The sequence below is a fragment of the Paenarthrobacter sp. NPDC057981 genome (genome assembly GCF_042886835.1).
Lineage (GTDB): Bacteria > Actinomycetota > Actinomycetes > Actinomycetales > Micrococcaceae > Arthrobacter.
The window spans coordinates 47590-64708 of the sequence record NZ_JBHVQI010000021.1; the positions used below are offsets into that span (position 1 = coordinate 47590).

Below are 17119 nucleotides of genomic sequence, written 5' to 3' on the forward strand. Positions count from 1 at the left end.
AGCAACCTAGGAGATTCCATGCGCCTGCGATTTGTCCGACCCCTACTGGCAGTTCTTGCTGTCGCCGGCCTCGCCGCATGCTCGGGCACCCCCACACCAGGCTCCCCGGGCAGCTCCAGCCAATCGCCGTCGTCGTCCGCTTCCAGCAACCCGACCACCAGCAGCCCGTCCGCCGCAGCCGGTCGAGGAGATGCCCAACTGTCCATCACGCTCCTGGAAACCCCCGAGGCATCGCCCCAGAACTTCACGCTGGTCTGCAGCGGAGGCGTCCCCGCTGCAGAGAGCAAGCACCCATCCCCTGCCGAGGCCTGCACGGCGATCAAGAGCAACCCCGCCATGCTGAGCCCTGCTCCCCCGCGCACCGACCGGGCCTGCACCATGCAGTACGGCGGCCCCGCAACTGCCAAGGTGACCGGCTCGGTGGACGGCAAGGAAGTTACCGCTGCCTTCAACCGCACTGATGGCTGCCAAATCGGCATGTGGGACGCTGCCAAGGCCGTCCTCGGATCCGATGGCGGGCTCTAGGCTGCGGCACCTCCCCCCAGAGCAATGGCTTGGGCTGGAGGCTGCCCACCAGGCGCGGGTCGCGCAGTACTCGGACCCGTACCTTGCCCGGCGTTCGGCAGGTAAGAAGCATCCGGTCGAGGACTTCCTCTTCACGTACTACACCCAGAAGCCAGGGCAGTTGCTGCGCTGGCACCCCGGGGATGGTGTGGTCCTCAGTGGCCCACAGGCCATGGAACGCAGTGGCTGGAAGTTCTACAACATGCTCGACGACGGCGAACTCGCCTCCATCGGGCTGCCTGCGGGCACGCCTGCGGTTACCTTCGACCGGGCCGGCTTCCTGGCCGATCGCGCCGAAGCAGTCCGCTTCGCAGGGATCATCCTGTCCGGCACGGCAAAGCGCCCTGCGCAGTTCGGATGCTTCGGGCTGCATGAGTGGGCGATGGTGTACCGGCAGGAGAAGTTCGAGCTGCGCCACGAATACCTGAAGCTGCGGCTCGGCGGGGATGGCACGGACACCGTGGTGGAAGAGAACCGCATCCGTTGCTCGCACTTCGACGCCTTCCGCTTTTACACTCCCGACGCCGTTCCCCTGAACGAGCTCACGCCCACCCGCGAAAACCAGCGGACCATGGAACAGCCAGGATGCCTGCATGCCAACATGGACCTTTACAAGTGGGCCTACAAGCTGGCTCCGGCGTTGCCCAGTGAGCTGGTGATGGATTGCTTCGAATTGTCGTGGAGGATCCGTGCCATGGACATGCGGGCTTCGCCCTACGACCTCGAAGAATGGGGCTACCCGCCCATCAGGATCGAGACACCACAGGGCAAGGCCGAGTACGTTGAATACCAGCGGGCTTTCGCAGCCGACTCCCAAGAGCTGCGGGCCCGCGTGCTCCAGGCAGTAGGCCCGCTCTTGGACGAGCTGAGCGGCCTGGCTGCCTGAGCACCCGACGCCACCAGCGAAAGGTCACCATGGTTTCCCAGAACACCACCGAGTACGACGTCGACCTCACCGTCAGGCTGACAGAGTCGCCTGACGGTGACAGCAGGGTCTTCCACCTCCGGTCCGTTGGTGGTGTCCTCTCGCCGGACCCGGAGTCCCTGGACTCGAACCTGCCGGACGCGCCTGCGGCGCTTGCCGCCGTCGAGCAGTTCGGGGAAGAGATCTTCTTCCCGGAACCACGGTTGGACCGGATCTGCACCCAGCAGTACGGCGGGCCCCAGGTGGCCGAAGTGACAGGTTGGTTCCGTGGGCGCAAGGTGCACAGCCACTTCAGCAGGACCGACGGCTGCGAGATTGCGCGCTGGAAGGCCGTATCGGCACTGCTGGGCAACACGGGAGGCTCGACGGGCGCCGTCTAAACGCAACGCGGGGTCACTTATGGCCCATAACGGGTGCCCGAACGGGCCATAAGTGACCCCGCGTTGTTAGTGCGGGTGACTAGCCGGCGTTGTTGCTCTGCGTCGGCTCGTCAGCGCGGATCTTGCCCTTCGGCTTCTTGTCCTTCTTGTCCTTCTTGGGGTCCTCCTCGTCCGGGACCACTACCGCTCCACCGGGGTTGACCAGGACCGTGACGAAGCTCGGCTCGCTGGTGCCCGCGAAGGTCAGGCGTCCGATGTAGGAACCGGGTTCAAGGTTCTTCCAGTTCAGCGAGATCTGGCCCGTCTTGCCGTTGGGCAGGCGGATCGGATTCGGCGTCACACTGGCGTTGCCCTGGTTGGCACCCAGAACGGCAGCATCAACAGTGGCCTTGGTGGCCTGGTTGTTGGGGCTGGCGTAGAGGTTGGCGAAGACGTAGTAATCGCCCGGTGCCGGGTTGGGTACGGACAGTGTTTCGCTGGCCGAGGCTGTTGCGGCCGGAAGCTGCTGGCCTGAGGGCGTCAGGACCAACATGTCAAAGTCGGCAGCCTCATCGGAGGAGATCACCGAGAATTTGGCAAGGGCGCTGCCCTCGCCCACGGTTACCTTCTTCACGTAGTTGGACGCGTTCGTCTCACCGGCAAACGGGCCCGGGACCAGTTCGATGGCTGAAGAATCAGCCTTGGACAGCCCGTCAATGGTCACACCCACCGGCAGGTTGGTGCCGGAAGTGATGTTGATGGTGCCCGATCCGTTGGGACCGGTGCCAGTGAACGCCAGTGCCTTGTCCGCGATCACGGACTGGGGACGGACGGCGATCGGCGAGGTGACGGTCTTGTTGGCACCCTGCCAGCTCAACGAGCCCATGGCGAACTTGCCGAGTTCGGCGTTCTTGTTCTCGAACTGGACCTTGAAGGTCTTTTTCTCACCGGGAGCGCCAAAGGTCAGGACGGACGGCGTCACCTTGACGTTGACGCCGGGAACGTCAACGGAGGCCCTGTACGTGCCGGCGGTCAGTGCCGTCAGGGTACGGGTTACCTCGATCTTTCCGGCCAAGTTGCCCAGTGCGAAGGAAGGAACGTTCATGTCGCGCGCAGCTGTGGTGCCGAGCCCTTCCATGCCCAGGTCCATTCCGGTGCCCTGGATGAACTTCAGGTAATCCTCGGTGGTGGCGTCGTAGACCAGGCCCGGGTTGAGAACCTTTGCGGGGTCCACCTGTCCGGCGCCAGTAGCGAAGACATCCTTGTTGACGGTTCCGTTGGCCAGCTTGACGGGGCCGGCGGTGGTCATCATCGCGGACTTGACCGTGGCCGGGGACCACTGCGGGTTCTTGGACAGGATCAGTGCGCCGAATCCGGCCACGTGCGGTGAAGCCATGGAGGTTCCGGAGAGGAAGCCGAAGTTGTCTCCACCGGTTCCGATCGGGGAAACCCCGGCAAGAATAGCCACACCAGGTGCTGAGACATCCGGCTTCAACAGGTCGGAGTCGGTGGCAAGCAACGGCCCGCGCGAGGAGAACCCGGCGATCTGCGGCTGTGCTTCCAGCGGCAAACCGGTGGTGTCGCGGTTGACCAGGGAAACGGTGATGGCCGGGTTGGCCGTGACCTTGTCCTTGATGGTCTGGGTTGCGGGCGGGTTCACGTGGACGGTGGGAACAGCGTGCTTGTCCGTGTCCAGCGAAGAGTCGGTCAGGTTCACCAGGATCATGCCGACGCCACCGCCGCGCAGGACTTCGGCGCTCTTGGCAGTGCGGTCAACGACTCCGCGGTCACACACCACAACCTTGCCGGCCACCTTGGCCGGGTCCAGGGAGCCGGGGGCGCAGAGGGCTGCGTTGCCGGTGCCGCTGGCAGCGTTGGTGGACAGCACGACGCCGGCCCCGCTTACCTCGCGGTTCATGATGGACGCTCCGCGGAATTTGCTGCCATCGGAGAATTCCACCGTGCCCTGGAGTTCCTGGGAGAACGACGTAGCGGCAACAGTGGTCAGCCAGGGAGCGCCGTGGTTGACGGTGCTGGCGGTGGGTCCGGAGTTGCCGGCCGAGGTGGCCACGAAGATACCTGCGGAAGCCGCGGACAGGAACGCCAGCGACACAGGGTCGGTGGTGGAGGTGGTGGAGCCGGAGATGGAGTAGTTCAGTACGTCCACGCCGTCCAGGATGGCCTGCTCGATCGCATCCACGGAGGCAGAGCCGTAGCAGCCACCTGTTGAAGGATCCGTATCTTCCCAGCAAACCTTGTAGATGGAGAGCTTCGCGGCCGGTGCGATGCCGCTGGTGGTTCCGAAGCTTCGGCCGTCCACAACGGCGTCGACGTTGCCGTTGCCGGCCGCCGTGCTGGCGGTGTGCGTGCCGTGGCTGTCCACGTCAACGGGGGAAATGACTTCCTCCGGGGCACGGTTTGCCGGCGGGACAGTCTCCAGGAAGGCATCGGCAAAGTAGTGCGTGCTCAGGACCTTGGAGTTGCAGGCACTGCCGTCGTAGTCGGCGCCTGTTCCGGTGCCGGGCTGGCATTCGCCGACGAAAGTGTCGCCGTCGGCCTTAAGCATGGCGATCTTGCCATCAGCGGTGCGGTAGGGGACGCCCACCTGGGGGTTGCCCACGAGCGGGCCGACGGGCTCGCCGGCGAAGAACGGGTTCGAGGGCGTGTAACCGGTGTCGATGACGCCTACGACGGTGCCCTTGCCGGCGTTTTCCTGACCACCATACTGTGTGGCCCAGGTGCCGTTGGGGCCGCTGAGCTTCAAGAAGTCGGTGGTGGAGTAGTCCGGCGCGTATTGGGTGTCGGGCGCGACCATCAGGACCTTGGGATCCTTGGCCAGGTTGATGGCCTGGTCTGCTGTGAGGTTGGCACTGAAACCGTTGACGGCGGTGGTGAACTCGCGCTTGATGGTGACGTTTTCCTGCTGCGCGACTTCCTGCTGCTTCTTTTGCAGGTGCTGCTGGTATTGCTTCACCTCGGCGCTGTCAGCGTCGAGCTTTTTGCCTTCTTCCGGTTTGGTAGGCGCAAGACCCGCCGTACCGCCGTCGTAGGTTGCCGCAGGCTTTTCGGCGAGGACCACCATGTAGCGGCCGTCCTTGTACGAGCCGGGGTCAAGGTTCTTCTTGGCCACGCCTGCAACGTTTCCAGGCGCCGCCGGGGCTGGGGCGGCCTGGGCCGGCGTCGCCATGGACGAGAGAAGCAACGGCAAGCCGACGGCGAGCGCCGCGGCCTTCCGGAGTCCCCCGCTTCTGACGAAGCTCTTTCCTTGTGATTTCACGAGTGGTTGCACCTTTCACTGAGGAGGCCCAGGCTCCATCGCCAAGGCCTGTCAACTTTCAGATGGTTGAACCTTTGACAGTTCTTGTCAAAGACGCGCAACCAGCCGAGTCATAGAGTATCTAGTGAGAGCCGAATATGACATAAAGCACATTTTGATTAATTTGTCTTGTCACGCCCCAGCGCGCCGTCACAGAAAGCAGCAACGGACCGCGGGGAAGCCCGCGGTCCGTTGCAGTGGCGATCAACAGGTTCATGCAGGCAAATGTCAGCCCTTGGGCGTCACCTGCAGGCGGTCAAAGGAAACCTGCTTACCCCCTCTGTCCAGGACCACGACGTCATCGCGGCCGTTCTTCACATCAGCAGGAAGGATGAACTCCACGGTGTTGTCCGTGGTGGGGAAGATCCAGCCGAGCCGGTACCCCGTCTTGTTCAGGTACACGTAATACCAATCCCCATATTCGAGCCCCCTCAGCACCACCTTCTGGCCGGTACGGTATTTGTCCGCGGTCCCCAGGTCGAACGGAGCCGTCTGGCCATCGAAGTCCTGCACCGTCCGCTGCGGTTCACCCGACGGCCGGGTGGGCTGGACTTTCAACTCGAGGGGGTCCCCCGTCGCCGCGGCCACAGCGTCCAGGGAACCGTTGCGGGAGGAGGCCTCGAACGTCACGGCGGCCAGGGAACCGGCAGCTATATCCGCCGCAGTCAAGAGCTGCTCACGCGTCGCGGTCACACTTTCACCGGCAGCCAGGGAAGCAAGCGAGATCCCGGCGGCGGGAGCTTCAACCCCACTCAGGTCCACGTTGCCCGCATTTCCCACGGTGTAGGTGTATGTCACGGGGTCGCCGACGCTGGCGAAGCGGTCGCCGTCCGCGTCCTTCCACTCGGCGGAGACTGTTGCAGAAAGCGCGGCGTCCCGGACCTTGAGGTCCACCTCGCCCCCGTTGAGCTGGTACGTCTTGGTGCTCTGACCCGGGGAACTGACCTCCCAGGTCGTGGCCGGAACAAAGAAGCCCTGCGCGGCCTCCTGTGCTGTGACGGTGTGCCGAGGTGTCGTGCACTGGTAACTCTGCCCGGCCGCCAGGGAGAGGTAGCGGCAGTTGCCCGGGCCTTCAGGCAGGAACGGGCTGAAGTTGCCGGCCGCAGGAACTACTTTCTCCGTGAGCGGGCTCGTGTTCTTGACAGTGAAGGTGTACGGGACAACGTCGCCTGCCGCATAGGGCTGGGTTGCGAGGTCACGTCCGACGTCGGCCCGCGCCCCGCTGATGTCAGTCGTCACCAATCCGTCGCGCAAGGCGACCGCAGCGCCTGTGAACGGCACTGTTTTGGTGAGTGACGGCGTCGTGCTTGAGGTGATGCTGAAGCTCGCCTCCGGGACGAAGTAGCCACGCTCGAGGTCCGCTGCCGTGATCGCGTGCTTGGCGGTGGTGCAGTTGTAGCTGGCACCGGCGGCGAGGTTGTTGTAACGGCAGTTGGGGGCCGACGGCGGCAGGAAGCCGGAGTCGAACGTCCCGGAAAGTGGCACCGAGTTGGCCGTGACATTGGAGGTGCTCTTGACGTTCAGCGAATAGCTGAGCTGCTCGCCCACCTGGTAAGGGCTGGCCACAACGTCGCGGGTGGGGGCCGTTCCCGTGATGGTGAGGCCCACCTGCGGCGCCACCGGCACCGTGGCGGTGAAGGTGTACTGCGAAACCCGGCCGTCCGTCGTCGTGAATGCTGCGTTCAGGTTCTGCGGGCCGCTGGCATTCGCGGGCGCAGTCAGGGCCACATTGACGGTGACCGAGGCGCCTGGAGCCAGGGAAGGAACAGGCACTGAAGTGGCTGACCAACCTGTGGGCGTGTAGATGGTCGCGTTGCCGCCGCTGAGCGTGGTGGCTTCCTGGTTGGTGACGGTGATGGCAACTTGCTGGGTAGCCCCCGGCGCAGTGGTGACCGCGGGGACGGACAGCGGCGCACAGGCGTAGTTCAGCCAGGCGTCGTCAAACTTTGCGAAGGGCATATTGTCCGTGTAGTTGCCTTCGTAAAGAACGCCGAACTTGCCGTCCTCAAGGCGGGTCACAGTGGAGTAGGCGGAGAAACCGGAGCGGATGGTCCGCACACCGGGCCACGTGGCACCGTCATCGCATGACACGCGGGCCGAGACGTTCTCGCGGCCGGTCTTGGAATTGGCGTTGGTGAAAATGAGCTTCTTCGCATCCGCCGAACCCTGCGCCGCATTCGGGAACATCCGCGCGATTGAGCCATTGTTGGCAGGATCCGGAAGCTCCGTGTCCTGCGCGACAGGGCCATAGGTGGCTCCGCCGTCGGTGGAGACGGCCACCTTGCGGTAACCCTGGTTGGCGTTGTCGCGGGAGTTCAGGAGCACCCGGCCGTCGGAGAGTTCCACGGTCTTGTTCTCGTCCATCCGGTCACCGACGTTGGCACCCTTTTTCCACGTCACGCCATGATCATCCGAGTAGACGCTGTACGCCTGGATCTTGTTGCTGCCGTCGGCCTGGCGGACGTCACCGGCGTACTGCTGGATCAGGCGTCCTTTGTAGGGGCCGTACTTGAGCTGGATACCTTCGCCGGAGGAAGCGAAGTTGGAACGGACATCCCCTGCTACCGGGCTGCTCTTGCTGTTGCCGGGCTTGGTGACGTTGGTAATGAGCCGGGGCTGACCCCAGGTGACTCCGCCATCCGAGGACTCGATGACCGCGGAAGAGATCACCGTCCGGTCGGCGTCGTCATTGCCGAACTGACTGCCGCCGAAGCCCTGGTCCTTGGAGTAGACGAAGAATGCGAACACCTTGTTCGCCTCCGCATCGTAGATATAGGAAGGGTCACTGTAGCCGTATTTTGGGCCACTTGCGTCTCCCACATGGCCGGCGGCGATGACCTGCACCGGTCCCCACGTCTGGCCGCCGTCGGTGCTGCGCCGCTGCACGATCGAGTTCGGGTTGGGCGCATCGGCGGCCGAGCCGGGACGTCCGTCCCAGGCGGCAAGGACCACGTTGTTGCCCAGGTAAGTCAGTGCGGGGATCCGGTAGAAGAAGTTGGCAGCGGTGCGGTCCGCTGCGATGTTGGCCTCGGTGAAAGACCCGGGTGGGGCCGCCGGGTCGGTGGGCGGAAGGGGTGCGGCGGTCGCAGGCAGTCCCAGCCCGGCCAGCAGGCCAACGCCAAGGGCTCCGGCCACTACCAAGCGGGCGAGCGGTGCGGGGGATGAGGATCTCAAATCCAGTGTCCTTTCTCGGATACAAGCAGGACGTTCGTGTTACGTGCTACGTCGAACGTCCTACAACCATAAGGTGCTCGGCGTCACATTGCCAGGGATGAAGCGCGGGAGAGCTCAGGCCTCGGCAAAGCTGTAGCCTCGGGAAAGAGCCAAAACCGCCTCGAACCTATGGAGCCGCAGTGAAAATCCTCGTCCCGGACACCATCGACCTCGATCTCGCCAGCCTCGACGCTTCAGGAGAGGACATCGTGGTGTACCAGGTGGACCAGCCCATCCCCAGCGCGCACCGCGACGCCGAAGTGCTGGTGGTCTGGCGCAACACCACGGAGAACCTCACTGACGCCGCCAAGGAGATGCCCTCCCTGCGGTTGGTCCAAACTCTCGCGGCAGGACCGGACTCCGTCCTGGCCGCCGGGTTCGCCGAGTCCGTGGCCATCACCTCGGGCCGCTCGCTTCACGACGGACCCGTGGCGGAACATGCCCTCGCCTTGGTTTTGGCAGCTGTCCGGCGTCTGGACGTCCTCCTGGAATCCCAGAAAGCCGCCACCTGGAACCAGCCGTACAACACAGCCCAGTCCGATCCCGCTTCCGAACAGCTCTACACGCTCGACGGCGCCAAGGTCACCATCTGGGGATTCGGTTCCATCGCGGGGCGGCTGGCTCCCCTGCTGGCCGCGCTGGGAGCGAAGGTCACCGGCGTCGCAAGCTCCAAGGGTGAACGCTACGGCTTCCCGGTGGTGGCGGCAGATGAGTTCCACGACGTCCTGGGATCCACAGATGTGCTGATTTCGATCCTGCCCGCAACCCCGGAAACCGCCGACGCCCTCAATGAAGAGGTTCTGCGTCAGCTCCCGGCGAGCGCGGTGTTCGTCAATGTGGGCCGCGGCGCCACTGTGAACGAGGACGCGCTGCTTGCCGCGTTGCGGGAGGGACGGTTGCGCGCTGCCGCGTTGGACGTGACCAAGGTGGAACCACTCCCCGCCGATTCGGAGCTGTGGACCGCCCCGAACCTGATCATCACGCCCCACGTTGCGGGCAACCGGCCCAAGGGTGCAGGTCCGTTGGTCACGGCCAACGTCAATGCGCTGAAGGAAGGAAAGGTGCTGACCAACCAAGTGGCCGGCTGAGATTCCCCGGGGGCTGCAGCCACAGAAAAGCGGGCCTGTCCTCCACAGAGGGCGGGCCCGCTTTTCGGGTAGTGGAAAGGAATCAGGCGTGCTCGTAGGTCAGGCAGTCAGCGGCTTCGCGGCCCGGCCCAACCCTGACATCATGGGCTTCGCACATAAGGTTGTTGTTGTGGACGCATTCGGACCGCTGGCAGGCGCCGACGTGGGCCAGGACCTTGGGAAGTCCGCCCATGGCATTGGTGTCAATGAACGTTGCGCAGGAAGCATGGTCCTGGGTGCCGCCAATGGTGATCCCAAAAGCTGTACAGCCATCGTGGTTGAATCCGCAGCTGCCAACGCTGCAGGCGGATACTTCTGCAATGTGATCGGTCATCGTTCCTCCTGGTTGTCTTTGTCTTACCAGGGGGGTGAACCCCCGCATGTAACTCCAAAATACGCCGGATTCACGGTGTTTAACCGGTTGGAATAGCGCATTTGTACGTGCGCTATTCCCAGGCTCCGTAGGGGGCTGGGCAGTGCTTATCGGGGCCCGCGCAGGGCCTCGCTGATTTTCGCCCGCGTCTCCGCATCCAAGGGGGCAGTGACCCGGTGATCGCGGGCAGCCAGGTCAGCCTTGATCTTTTGGATCACCATGCGGCCCAAGCCCGCAAAAACGGCAGCGGCCACGACTCCCAGCACCATCGATTTCGGTTTCTCAGCCATGGGCCAATCCTAGTGACGCGAGCCCGGCGCGGCCAGCGCCGACAGCCGCCCCCAAGGGCCGCCGTCGGGCATTCAAAATGTCCCAATTTCCGGCGCGACGGCGGGGTGTCCTCGCAGAATCATGCTGAATAGGGTATGAGCGCAGCTCCCGGTAGAATGGTTGTGCAAGCTCGCGGAGCGCCCTCATGCCGTTCAAACAATGCTGTTCACAACCGCGGTCAACCCTGTGTTGACCACGATGTTTGAACGCGGCTGAACGGCGTGAGACGGCACCTCCGCGGCAGCCTTATTTAAGGTTCACCCAACTCACGCACAGGAGTTACCGGATGCCCCGGATCGTCGTTGACGTCATGCCCAAGCCCGAGATTCTGGACCCCCAGGGGAAGGCCATCGTGGGTGCACTGCCCCGCCTCGGCTTCAACAGCTTCAGCGCAGTCCGCCAGGGCAAGCGCTTCGAACTGACCGTCGACGGCGAGGTGACCGACGCTATCCTGGCCCAGGCCCGCGAAGCAGCCGAGACCCTCCTGTCCAACCCGGTGATCGAGGATGTCGTCAACGTCGAGGTCGTTGAGGCCTGATATGACTTCCATCCCCCTGATTGGCGAAGCCGTGGCCGTCGCCGCGGAGCCCCGATTGGCAGGCGCCAAGATCGGCGTCGTCACCTTCCCCGGCACCCTTGACGACCGCGACGCCGCACGTGCAGTGCGTCTTGCCGGTGGCACGGCGGTGTCGCTCTGGCACGCGGACGAAAACCTCGGCGACGTTGACGCTGTCATCATCCCCGGTGGTTTCTCCTACGGCGACTACCTCCGCGCAGGCGCCATCTCACGCTTCGCACCGCTGATGTCCAAGATCATCGATGCCGCCAACTCCGACGCCAAGCTGCCTGTCCTGGGCATCTGCAACGGCTTCCAGATCCTGACCGAGTCGCACCTGCTGCCCGGTTCCATGATCAAGAACGACCACCTGAAGTTCATCTGCCGCGACCAGACGCTGCGCGTGGAAAACGCCAACACCGCCTGGACCGTGGACTACGCCGATGGCCAGGAAATCATCGTGCCGCTGAAGAACCAGGACGGCCAGTACATCGCCGACGAGAAGACCCTGGATGCCCTTGAGGCTGAGGGCCGCGTGGTGTTCCGCTACGTGGGCTTCAACCCGAACGGCTCCCGCCGCGACATCGCCGGTATCTCCAACGCCGCCGGCAACGTCGTGGGCCTCATGCCGCACCCCGAACACGCTGTTGAAGCCGGCTTCGGTCCCGAAGCCGGCTTGTCCGGCTCCGCCGGCGCTCCCCGCGACACCGACGGCCTCGGTTTCTTCACCTCCGTTTTGACCAAGATTGTGGGAGGCGACAAGTGACCACGGAAACCACCAAGAAGTTCAACATCGACACCGTTGAGCACGCTGCCAAGACCCCGGACACGGAACTTCCCTGGGCCGAGCTGGGCTTGAAGCAGAACGAATTCGACGAGATCGTCAAGGTCCTTGGCCGCCGCCCCACCGGTGCCGAACTGGCCATGTACTCGGTCATGTGGAGCGAGCACTGCTCCTACAAGTCCTCCAAGAACCACCTCCGCCAGTTCGGCGAGAAGGTCACCGAGGAAATGAAGAAGGACATGCTGGTGGGCATCGGCGAAAACGCCGGTGTGACGAACCTGGGCGACGGCTGGGCCGTGACGTTCAAGATCGAGTCCCACAACTCGCCGTCGTTCGTTGAGCCTTACCAAGGTGCGGCGACCGGCATCGGCGGCATCGTCCGCGACATCATTTCCATGGGCGCCCGCCCTGTTGCCGTGATGGACCCGCTGCGCTTCGGCGCCATCGACCACCCGGACACTGCACGTGTCATGCACGGTGCCGTTGCCGGTATCGGTGGTTACGGCAACTGCCTCGGCCTGCCGAACATCGGCGGCGAAATGGTCTTCGACTCCGTCTACCAGGGCAACCCGTTGGTGAACGCGCTGGCCGTGGGCGTCATGCGCCACGAGGACATCCGCCTCGCCAACGCCTCCGGCAAGGGCAACAAGGTTGTGCTGTTCGGTGCCCGCACCGGTGGCGATGGAATCGGCGGCGCTTCGGTGCTGGCGTCGGAGTCCTTCGATGACACCAAGCCCTCCAAGCGCCCTGCAGTCCAGGTGGGCGACCCCTTCGCTGAAAAGGTCCTCATCGAATGCTGCCTGGAGCTCTTTAAGGGCTCTTTGGTTGAAGGCATCCAGGACCTCGGCGCGGCAGGCATCTCCTGCGCCACGTCCGAGCTCGCTTCCAACGGCGACGGCGGCATGCAGGTTGAGCTGACCTCCGTGCTGCTGCGCGACCCCACGCTGACCCCGGGCGAAATCCTCATGTCCGAGTCGCAGGAACGCATGATGGCCGTGGTCACCCCGGAGAACATCGAAGCCTTCGAAGCCGTCATGGACAAGTGGGCCGTTGAGTACTCCTGGTTGGGTGAAGTCACCGATACCGGTCGCCTCATCATCACCTGGGAAGGCGAAGTAATTGTCGACGTCGACCCCCGCACCGTAGCGCACGACGGCCCGGTCTACGACCGTCCGTTCGCCCGCCCGGAGTGGCAGGACTCGGTCCAGGCGAACTCCTTCACTGGTTCCGTCGAGGACGCAGGCCGCCCGTCGGCTCCGTCCGAGCTGGCAGCAGCCGTGACCGAACTCGTCGCATCGCCGAACATGTGCAGCAAGTCCTGGATCACCAAGCAGTACGACCGCTACGTTGGCGGCAACACTGCCATGGCGTTCCCGGACGACGCCGGCGTGGTGCGCGTTGACGAAGAAACCGGCCTGGGTGTTGCCCTGGCCACCGACGCCAACGGTCGCTACACCTACCTCGAGCCGTACCAGGGTGCACAGCTTGCCCTGGCCGAGGCCTACCGCAACGTCGCCACCTCCGGCGCTGTGCCGATGGCCGTCAGCGACTGCCTGAACTTCGGCTCCCCCGAGGACCCGGATGTCATGTGGCAGCTGGCCGAGGCCATCCGTGGCCTCTCGGACGCCTGCATGGAACTCGGCATCCCGGTCACAGGCGGCAACGTTTCCCTGTACAACCAGACCGGCACCACGCCGATCCACCCCTCCCCCGTTGTGGCAGTCCTGGGCAAGCTCGACGACGTCGCCCGCCGTACGCCGTCGGGCTGGCGCGAAGATGGCCAGGCCATCTACCTGCTCGGTACCACGGCAGCTGAGCTGGACGGCTCGGAGTGGTCCAACCTGCGCGGACACCTCGGCGGCCTGCCGCCGAAGGTCGACCTCGCAGCGGAGCGTGAACTGGGCCAGATCCTGATCAACGCTTCACGCGACGGAATGGTTGACGCAGCGCACGACCTCTCCGAAGGTGGCCTCGCGGCTGCCTTGGTCGAGTCCTCGCTCCGTTACGGCGTCGGCGCCCGCATCGCCCTTGAGGAACTCATGGAGCGCGACGGCGTGGACCTGTTCACGGCGCTGTTCTCCGAATCCCAGGCCCGGGCCATCGTGTCCGTGCCGCGCTCCGAGGAAGTCCGCTTCAAGGACATGTGCACCGCCCGCGGCTTCGCCCACCTCCGGATCGGCGTTGTTGACGCTGCCGGTGGAAAGCTGGAGATCAACGGCGTGGACGAGCTCTCGCTGGACGCCCTCCGCGAAGCCCACGAAGCAACCCTGCCGAAGTACTTCGGCTAGCTCCTGAAGCAACGCGGGGTCACTTATGGCCGGTAAATCCCTCTGGGATGGGCCATAAGTGACCCCGCGTTGCTTGTTTAAGCGGGCCAGTTCCGGTTGGTTTCCAACAGCCCGGTGAACTCCGGCCCCGGCACCGGCCTGCCGAAGTAATAGCCTTGTCCGCTGGTGCAGCCGATGCTCCTGAGCAACTCTGCTTCCTGGGCTGTCTCGATGCCTTCCCAGACACCCTCGAGCCCGCACGAACGGATGACCTGCTGTATCGCCGCCAGGAACTCCAGCTGCGACGGGTCATTCGCCAGGTCCTTCACGAACTGCCGATCCACCTTCACCCTGTCCACCGGCAGTTTCCGAAGATAGCCCATCGAGGAATACCCTGCGCCGAAGTCGTCGATCTCAAGGCCTACCCCCAGCCTGTGCAGGCTCCTCAGGGTGTAACGGTCAAGTTCGTTGTTCCGGATGATGGCGCTTTCGGTCAGCTCCAGCACCAGTGAATCCGGGGACAGTCCTTCTTCCATGAGCACATCGCGCACGTCATCAACGAATTCGAGGCTTTGCAGGTCCGCGGCGGAGACATTGATGCGCATGGAAAAGACCGGCTGCTGCATGGCCGGATTGTCACGCCACTGACGGAGCTGGCGCATCGCCGTGCGCAGGACCCACCTGCCCAACTCCGCGATCAGCCCGGTAGCCTCGGCAACCGGAATGAACTGGTCCGGCATGATCAAACCATGGACGGGATGGTCCCATCGGACCAAGGCTTCGCAGCCCTCAATCTTCCCGGTGTCAAGGTCTACGATCGGCTGATAGTAAAGGACCAACTGCCCGGAACGGATCCCTTCCCGGAGGTCGCCCACGATCTGGCGCTGGAGTTGGCGGAAGTGCAAGGTCACGGGATCAAACAATTTGAGCTTGTTTCTGCCCTCGCTCTTGGACTCCTCCAAGGCGAAGCCGGCCTCCTGGAGCAAGTCCTCAAGGGTATGGTGCGGCTCCGCGATGCGCAGGCCCATGCTGGCGGCGCACTGGACACTGTTGTTGCCGAGGTCGATGTTCGGTTCCAGCGCGGCCATGATGCGGTTCCCGACGGCGGTGGCCCGGGCTTGCGGGGTGGCGGGCATCAAAACAGCGAAATCGTCGCCACCCAGGCGGGTGACGACGTCGTTCTCCCGGACTGCCGACCGGATGCGCATGGCGACGGTGACCAGAACCTGGTCCGCTGCCGCGTGGCCCGCCGAGTTCTTCAAGGCCGTGAAGCCGTCCAGGTTCAAGAGGATCAGTGCGGGCGGGGCAGTGCCTCTGGCTGCGGCGTCGGTAGCTTCCATGAAGGCACGCGCCAAGGCGAGCCGGTTTCCCGCGCCCGTCAGGGAGTCGGTGAGGGCATCGTGGCGCTGTTCGTTCCGGACGTGGTGCAGTTCCTCCAGGAGCGCCTGGACCTGGCGCTCCAGGCGTTGTATTCGTGGGTCGTCATCAGTGGAGACCAGCCTGCGCGGCATGGTGCTGGTCACGATTCATCCAGGCTGCGCAGCGACATGTCCGCCACGGACTGGGGCTTGGAAACGGGGTTGCGGTGCTCGTCCAGGAACAAGCGGTAGGAGGCGATGTCCAGCCGGCCGTCGGGCTTTGCCATGGTCCCCATACGGTACACGTGGGTGATCCACGATCCGCCGAAGATCGCCTCGATCCAGGCATCACATTCCGCCAAAGGAAGGTGGACGCGCGTGCCGGTGTTGCGGCGGTGGCCGGCGATGGAAAGCGTGATGCAGCTGCCCAGGAGGCCTTTGTCCGCCGTGAACCAGGCCAGTCCTTCGACATCAGCCACGATGGTCAGATTGGCGTTCCCATCCTCCACGGACTGGACCGGCCCCATCCGCACCGAGCGCCGGTCCGCATTCAAGGCGGTGGCCGTTCCGGCTTTGTAGGGGGCACTGGTGATGTCCCGCCTGAACACGGACAATTCCTGGTTGTGCTGGACCTGGATCCTGGTGGTCAGTTCGTTAACGGTCATGATCGTGCCTCATCCGCAATAGTGGCCGCCTCGAGGCGGTCGGCTCCTACAATCCTGTTTCGACCCTGTGCCTTGGCACTATAAAGCGCTGCGTCAGCTACCTCAATCATGAAGTTCAGATCGGCTCCCGAAGAGATGCTGGATGTCACCCCGTAGCTGATGGTGGGGAACCGGACACCCTCCGGCGTGCGCATGCCCGCGATCCGGCGGCTGATTTCGACGGCGATGCTCTCGGCACGGTCCTGGGTGGCTCCCGGCAGGAAAAGGATGAATTCCTCTCCGCCGTACCGTCCAATGAGGTCCGTGGACCTGACCGATTCGGCGCAGGCTCCGGCGAAGGCTTTCAACGCTTCGTCCCCCGCACCATGCCCGTATTCGTCATTGACCGCCTTGAAGTGGTCAAGATCAGCCAGCACCACTGCAGCGCCGGATCCTGTGGAGTGCAACCGGTTGAGTTCGGTGGTGGCCAGCTCGAGGAAGGTGCCCCGGTTGAGCAGGCCTGTCAGGTGGTCCCGGTCAGCCCGCTCCTTCAATCCCTTGATGAGCTGGTCGCTGGTCAGGGCGGTCATGCTGAACGACACCGTCACCAGCAACACCAAGGAAACCAAGCCTGAGGGTCCCGGGCCAAAGTAGGTCCGGAAGGTCACGCTGTCCGGCCCTTCCACCGCATAGACGGCCCAGCGGCCCAGGTAATAGACGGCGAGCAGACCCGCAGCGAGTGACAACGCCTTGTGGACTTGCGAGTGCGAAGCCTTGATCAGCCAAAGGTCCCGCGCAGCCAGGGCAATGCCCGTGGTCATCATCGCCAGGTACACGAAGCCGCCGGACCAGACGTTGGTGGCAGGGTTCTCAAGGACGGAAGCCACTGCCGTAAGGGCCGGAGCGGCAGCCAACTGCCAACGCGCTGTCTTGAGGTCCCGCAAGGAACGGGCCCCGGCCCAGACACTGAAGGCTCCGGCCACCACCAGGACGTTTCCGGCGGGATTCGCCCATTGCTGGTGGGGAGTCCCGTTGAGCAGGAAGGCTGCGTTGCCGGCCATGAACTCCAGCAGAGCCAGGCTCCACCATCCGGCATAAGGCGAGCGGGTGCGGCGGAAGGAGGTGCAGAACAACACCAAGAGAGTCACAGTGACCACGCCCAGGGCGACTCTTACCGAAAACGAATCGAGCACCGTGTCCAACCCCCTCAGCTGGTCATCCGTCGGCTTTGGAATCAGTGTGGCGCTGGTTACTCAACCTCTGTGCGGCATTTGCTCAAGATTGGCTCAAGATCAGGGGCGTT

The 17119-nt window shown here is 64.1% G+C and carries 14 protein-coding genes; 7 read left to right on the plus strand and 7 right to left on the minus strand.

What is annotated here, in order from left to right:
• Positions 1 to 18: 18 nt before the first annotated feature.
• From ACFVSI_RS16990 to ACFVSI_RS17000, 3 genes are read left to right on the plus strand one after another with little or no spacing between them, the layout of a single operon-like run.
• On the plus strand, positions 19 to 525 hold the full coding sequence (locus ACFVSI_RS16990) for an SSI family serine proteinase inhibitor (RefSeq protein WP_387826133.1): 507 nt from the start codon (positions 19 to 21) through the stop codon (positions 523 to 525).
• Positions 512 to 1450: a 3-methyladenine DNA glycosylase gene (locus ACFVSI_RS16995; protein ID WP_387826136.1), complete on the plus strand. Its 939-nt coding sequence runs from the start codon at positions 512 to 514 to the stop codon at positions 1448 to 1450. Before ACFVSI_RS16990 ends, ACFVSI_RS16995 begins: the two co-directional genes overlap by 14 nt.
• A 29-nt stretch (positions 1451 to 1479) precedes the next feature.
• On the plus strand, positions 1480 to 1869 hold the full coding sequence (locus ACFVSI_RS17000) for a serine protease inhibitor (protein ID WP_387826139.1): 390 nt from the start codon (positions 1480 to 1482) through the stop codon (positions 1867 to 1869).
• 79 nt (positions 1870 to 1948) lie between these two features.
• Here ACFVSI_RS17000 and ACFVSI_RS17005 read toward each other — a convergent pair whose 3' ends face one another.
• The gene (locus ACFVSI_RS17005; protein WP_387826188.1) at positions 1949 to 5035 is read right to left on the minus strand and encodes a S8 family serine peptidase; all 3087 of its coding nucleotides are present in this window, start codon (positions 5033 to 5035) and stop codon (positions 1949 to 1951) included.
• 357 nt (positions 5036 to 5392) lie between these two features.
• Entirely contained in the window at positions 5393 to 8338 is a 2946-nt protein-coding gene (locus ACFVSI_RS17010; protein WP_387826142.1) for an exo-alpha-sialidase, read from the minus strand.
• 179 nt (positions 8339 to 8517) lie between these two features.
• Between ACFVSI_RS17010 and ACFVSI_RS17015 the strand changes: the two genes are divergently transcribed.
• Positions 8518 to 9465, plus strand: a complete 948-nt coding sequence (locus ACFVSI_RS17015) for an NAD(P)-dependent oxidoreductase (RefSeq protein WP_387826145.1) — start codon at positions 8518 to 8520, stop codon at positions 9463 to 9465.
• Between the two features lie 82 nt (positions 9466 to 9547).
• Here ACFVSI_RS17015 and ACFVSI_RS17020 read toward each other — a convergent pair whose 3' ends face one another.
• Positions 9548 to 9838 (minus strand): DUF1540 domain-containing protein, encoded by a 291-nt coding sequence (locus ACFVSI_RS17020; RefSeq protein WP_144661422.1) that lies wholly within the window; start codon positions 9836 to 9838, stop codon positions 9548 to 9550.
• 146 nt (positions 9839 to 9984) lie between these two features.
• Positions 9985 to 10167 (minus strand): hypothetical protein, encoded by a 183-nt coding sequence (locus tag ACFVSI_RS17025; RefSeq protein WP_144661421.1) that lies wholly within the window; start codon positions 10165 to 10167, stop codon positions 9985 to 9987.
• 326 nt (positions 10168 to 10493) lie between these two features.
• Between ACFVSI_RS17025 and purS the strand changes: the two genes are divergently transcribed.
• From purS to purL, 3 genes are read left to right on the plus strand one after another with little or no spacing between them, the layout of a single operon-like run.
• The gene (gene purS / locus ACFVSI_RS17030; protein ID WP_011773385.1) at positions 10494 to 10745 is read left to right on the plus strand and encodes a phosphoribosylformylglycinamidine synthase subunit PurS; all 252 of its coding nucleotides are present in this window, start codon (positions 10494 to 10496) and stop codon (positions 10743 to 10745) included.
• A 1-nt stretch (position 10746) separates the two neighbouring features.
• Positions 10747 to 11529: a phosphoribosylformylglycinamidine synthase subunit PurQ gene (gene purQ / locus ACFVSI_RS17035; RefSeq protein WP_387826148.1), complete on the plus strand. Its 783-nt coding sequence runs from the start codon at positions 10747 to 10749 to the stop codon at positions 11527 to 11529.
• Complete coding sequence (purL, locus tag ACFVSI_RS17040; RefSeq protein WP_262277171.1) at positions 11526 to 13835, plus strand: phosphoribosylformylglycinamidine synthase subunit PurL; 2310 nt, start codon at positions 11526 to 11528, stop codon at positions 13833 to 13835. Before purQ ends, purL begins: the two co-directional genes overlap by 4 nt.
• 77 nt (positions 13836 to 13912) lie before the next feature.
• Here the strand turns inward: purL and ACFVSI_RS17045 are convergent, their stop codons facing one another.
• Genes ACFVSI_RS17045 through ACFVSI_RS17055 form a run of 3 tightly spaced genes read right to left on the minus strand, consistent with a single transcriptional unit; the run spans position 13913 to position 17018 of the window.
• Complete coding sequence (locus ACFVSI_RS17045; RefSeq protein WP_387826151.1) at positions 13913 to 15337, minus strand: putative bifunctional diguanylate cyclase/phosphodiesterase; 1425 nt, start codon at positions 15335 to 15337, stop codon at positions 13913 to 13915.
• A complete protein-coding gene (locus tag ACFVSI_RS17050) occupies positions 15334 to 15837 on the minus strand; it encodes a hypothetical protein (protein ID WP_387826154.1) in 504 nt (167 codons plus the stop codon). Before ACFVSI_RS17050 ends, ACFVSI_RS17045 begins: the two co-directional genes overlap by 4 nt.
• On the minus strand, positions 15834 to 17018 hold the full coding sequence (locus tag ACFVSI_RS17055) for a diguanylate cyclase (RefSeq protein ID WP_387826157.1): 1185 nt from the start codon (positions 17016 to 17018) through the stop codon (positions 15834 to 15836). The genes ACFVSI_RS17050 and ACFVSI_RS17055 overlap by 4 nt, the downstream gene beginning before the upstream one ends.
• Positions 17019 to 17119: the final 101 nt, after the last annotated feature.

Bases quoted from the DNA above. Each gene is read 5' to 3' on its own strand.
- purS (WP_011773385.1), top strand. From the start codon at position 10,494: ATGCCCCGGATCGTCGTTGACGTCATGCCCAAGCCCGAGATTCTGGAC.
- ACFVSI_RS16990 (WP_387826133.1), top strand. From the start codon at position 19: ATGCGCCTGCGATTTGTCCGACCCCTACTGGCAGTTCTTGCTGTCGCC.
- ACFVSI_RS17050 (WP_387826154.1), bottom strand. From the start codon at position 15,837: ATGACCGTTAACGAACTGACCACCAGGATCCAGGTCCAGCACAACCAG.
- ACFVSI_RS17020 (WP_144661422.1), bottom strand. From the start codon at position 9,838: ATGACCGATCACATTGCAGAAGTATCCGCCTGCAGCGTTGGCAGCTGC.
- ACFVSI_RS17005 (WP_387826188.1), bottom strand. From the start codon at position 5,035: ATGGCGACGCCGGCCCAGGCCGCCCCAGCCCCGGCGGCGCCTGGAAAC.
- ACFVSI_RS16995 (WP_387826136.1), top strand. From the start codon at position 512: ATGGCGGGCTCTAGGCTGCGGCACCTCCCCCCAGAGCAATGGCTTGGG.
- ACFVSI_RS17025 (WP_144661421.1), bottom strand. From the start codon at position 10,167: ATGGCTGAGAAACCGAAATCGATGGTGCTGGGAGTCGTGGCCGCTGCC.
- purQ (WP_387826148.1), top strand. From the start codon at position 10,747: ATGACTTCCATCCCCCTGATTGGCGAAGCCGTGGCCGTCGCCGCGGAG.
- ACFVSI_RS17000 (WP_387826139.1), top strand. From the start codon at position 1,480: ATGGTTTCCCAGAACACCACCGAGTACGACGTCGACCTCACCGTCAGG.